The sequence below is a fragment of the Desulfovibrio sp. genome (assembly GCF_035644575.1).
Taxonomy (GTDB): domain Bacteria; phylum Desulfobacterota; class Desulfovibrionia; order Desulfovibrionales; family Desulfovibrionaceae; genus Desulfovibrio.
Genome location: NZ_DASQOG010000057.1, coordinates 1 through 3,318 on the forward strand (window position 1 = coordinate 1; position 3,318 = coordinate 3,318).

Genomic DNA, 3,318 nt, shown 5'->3' on the forward strand with positions numbered 1-3,318 from the left:
AGGTGCGCGCAACAAAAAACGCCCCAATTGGGGCGTGTCTTTGTCCGTTACAGCGCCCTAGTAGCGGGGCTGGCGCGGGGCTCTGGGTTTGGCTTCGTTCACGCGCAGCGTGCGACCGCCAAAGCTGAAGTTGTCCAAAGCTTCAATGGCGGAGTCGGCCTCGCCGTCTTCCATTTCCACAAAGCCAAAGCCGCGGGCACGGCCGGTATCCCTGTCGCTAACAAGTTTCACAGACAGGACGCTGCCGTATTCGGCAAAAAGGTCCTGGACCTGTTCTTCAGTGGCAGACCAAGGAAGGTTCCCGACATAGATGGACTTAGACATGAAACACCCTCTCAAAAAAAACAATCTTCCCGCGCTTACGCCCAGTAAAACGTATTACCGGTACGCGGCCCATGAAAAACATGGAAACACGCTTTGTCGGCCTTGTCAACGAATCGCCAAAAAAAAGTTGGTATTGCGTATTCTGATGTGCAAAAAAGGGCGCAAACCCGCAGTGAGACAGGAGGAAGTGGAAATAAACGAATGATTGCCGGGAGGTTGTGCAAAGAATCTCAAAACACGGTGATCATCGGATGTTCAATACATCACGGGGACACAACGGGCGTTGAAAAGATAAAGACTGGCAAAGTGCATTGCTAACAATCGGATTGGTTGTTCAACCAACATTAAAATAGAAAGCTACTGCTTGGGAAATACGTTCAGGCTGTAATTATTAGTGTCGTACCAATTAGGCTGCTAAAGAGCCGCACAACGACAGCTTTTGCGTCAGTTGCACGGCTCTGAAATTGGCTAGGATCCGCCCTCTGATGGCGGGGGCATCCAGTCTGGAGCGATATCTTCAAACGAAGTATAGGGCGACATGTACATAAGCTCGGCAACGCCCACCGGGCCGTTGCGCTGTTTGCCGATAATGATTTCAGCAATGCCCTGGGGCGGTCGGTCGGCAGGTTTCTGGAATTTGTACACGTCATCGCGGTACACAAACATGATAACGTCCGCGTCCTGCTCGATAGCGCCAGATTCACGAAGGTCAGAGAGCATGGGGCGCTTGTCGCTGCGTTCTTCCACCTTGCGGTTAAGCTGCGAAAGCGCAACCACGGGCACGTTCATTTCCTTGGCAAGGCCTTTGAGCGACCGCGAAATATCCGAAATTTCCAGTTCGCGCGAATCTGTGCGGCGGCTGGTACGCATGAGCTGCAGGTAGTCCACCACCACCATGCCGAGGCCTTTGTCAGCCTTGAGGCGACGGGCGCGGGCGCGCAGTTCCAGCGTGGTGAGGGCCGGAGTGTCGTCAATAAATATGGGCGCACGGGCCACAACGTCCGCCGCGTCATAGAGGCGCTGCCAGTCTTCGTCTGTCAGCAGCGAAGGACGGCGCAATTTGGAAAGATCCACCTTGCCCCACACGGCCAGCATGCGCTGCATGAGCTGTTCCTTGCTCATTTCGAGCGAAAAAACAGCCACCGGGACGTTCTGGCGCACGGCAGCGTTGATGGCCATGCACATGGAAAAAGCCGTCTTGCCCATACTGGGGCGGGCCGCCACAATAATGAGGTCAGAGGGCTGCAGGCCGGCGGTCAGTTTGTCCAGACGGGTATAGCCGGTAGTGACGCCTGTAATGACGTCCTTGGCGTCGGCCAGTTTGGAAAGCTTGTCGAATACCCGTTCCAGCAGTTCGCGCGTGGGGGTAAAATCCTTGCCCGAGGTGCGCTGCGAAATGGAAAAGACTGCCTGTTCGGATTCATCCAGCAATTCGCCGACTTCGCGCGTGGCATCGTAGCAGTTGACTATGATGCCTGAGCAGGCGTTGATCAGGCTGCGCTGCAAGGATTTGTCGCGGACTATGGTGGCGTAGTATTCCGCATTGGCGCCGGAAACAACGGCCTGCGCCAGTTCGCCCAGATAGACCGCGCCGCCGGCTTCTTCAAGGGCGTTCATGCTCTTGAGCTGCTCGGCAGTGGCAATGAGGTCAAGGGGGGCCGATTTACGGTAAAGTTCTAGAAACGCCTTGTAGATGGTGGCGTGTGCGGGCAGGTAAAAATCTTCGTCAGTGAGTTGGTCTGCGATGGAGTGCATGAGCTGGGGGCGCATAAAAACGCCGCCGAGCACAGCCTGTTCGGCTTCAACACTGTGGGGGGGCACACGCCGCAGAATGTCGGCCTCGGCCTTTTCCGCGCTGTGCGCGTTTGAAGAGCGAGACTGACCATCTTTGTTGCGGCCCTGCCCAAAAGGCGAGCCCCCGGCCGCGTGGCCGGGGGCGGAATTGCTATCGTTCCGGGAAACCACGCAAACCCCTACTGGGCTGCCTCGGCTTCTTCAGCGGGCGCAGCAGGTGCGGGTTCTTCTTCGATGGGCTGATGGTCGGAGATGACCTTCACCGGAACCATGGCGATCACGCTGGCGTGCAGGCGCACGCGAACGGGATGTTCACCAAGGGTGCGGATGGGGGCATCCATAAGGATGCGGCGGCGGTCAACTTCCACACCAAGGGCGGCAAGAGCGTCGCCGATGATGGTGGTGGTGACAGAGCCGTAAAGCTTGTCGTTGTCGCCCACGTGCATGGGGATAATAACTTCCAGGGCTTCCAGACGGGCCTGGAGGGCCTGGGCATCAGCGCGCACGGCATCCATGCGGGCCTGAAGCTTTTTGCGTTCCTGTTCAAAGCTCTTGAGGTTGGAAGGCGAAGCGACCATGGCCAGACCCTGCGGGAGCAGGAAATTGCGGCCATAACCAGCTTTCACTTCAACCACATCGCCAAGGCTGCCGAGATTTTCAACGTCGGCGCGAAGTATCAGTTTCATGTGCGCCTCCTTAAATGGTGCTCTTTTTCTTGACGCCGGAATCGTGCGTCGCGGTGTAGATGAGCAGGGCCATCTGGCGGGCGCGCTTGATTTCGCGGGTCAGCAGGCGCTGGTGATGTGCGCAGGTACCGGTGATGCGGCGGGCAATGATCTTGCCGCGCTCGGTGATGAAGTCGCGCAGAATGTCGGCGCGCTTGTAATCCAGGGGCAGATCTTTATCTGCGCAGAAGCGGCAGAACTTGCGGCGCGGGGCAAATTTCTTCTTAAAAGCCATGTTAGGCAACCTCCCCGGCCACTTCGTCGGCCAACTTGACGGTCACAAACTTGAAGATGCCGTCGGTGATGCGAATGTTGCGTTCCAGCTCAGCGATAAGCTCAGCAGGAGCCTGGTACACCAGACGCACATAAAAGCCGCGCATCAGTTTGCGAACCGGGTAGGCGAGGTCGCGCATGCCCCAATTGTCCACTTCCACCATGACGCCCTTCTCACGCTCGATGATCGCGGTAAGGGCGG

At 57.2% G+C, this 3,318-nt stretch carries 5 protein-coding genes; all 5 read right to left on the reverse strand.

Annotated features, from left to right (window positions below; translation table 11 throughout):
• Positions 1-57 precede the first annotated feature (57 nt).
• Positions 58-324: an RNA recognition motif domain-containing protein gene (locus VEZ52_RS02705; RefSeq protein WP_022659825.1), complete on the reverse strand. Its 267-nt coding sequence runs from the start codon at positions 322-324 to the stop codon at positions 58-60.
• A 468-nt stretch (positions 325-792) separates the two neighbouring features.
• Complete coding sequence (dnaB, locus tag VEZ52_RS02710; RefSeq protein ID WP_414649498.1) at positions 793-2,289, reverse strand: replicative DNA helicase; 1,497 nt, start codon at positions 2,287-2,289, stop codon at positions 793-795.
• A gap of 8 nt (positions 2,290-2,297) precedes the next feature.
• Positions 2,298-2,804 (reverse strand): 50S ribosomal protein L9, encoded by a 507-nt coding sequence (gene rplI / locus VEZ52_RS02715; protein WP_324835427.1) that lies wholly within the window; start codon positions 2,802-2,804, stop codon positions 2,298-2,300.
• Between the two features lie 10 nt (positions 2,805-2,814).
• Positions 2,815-3,078, reverse strand: a complete 264-nt coding sequence (rpsR, locus tag VEZ52_RS02720; RefSeq protein ID WP_022659828.1) for a 30S ribosomal protein S18 — start codon at positions 3,076-3,078, stop codon at positions 2,815-2,817.
• 1 nt (position 3,079) lies between these two features.
• Positions 3,080-3,318 (reverse strand): 30S ribosomal protein S6 (rpsF, locus tag VEZ52_RS02725; protein ID WP_324835428.1); only part of this gene is annotated, 239 nt, incomplete at its 5' end.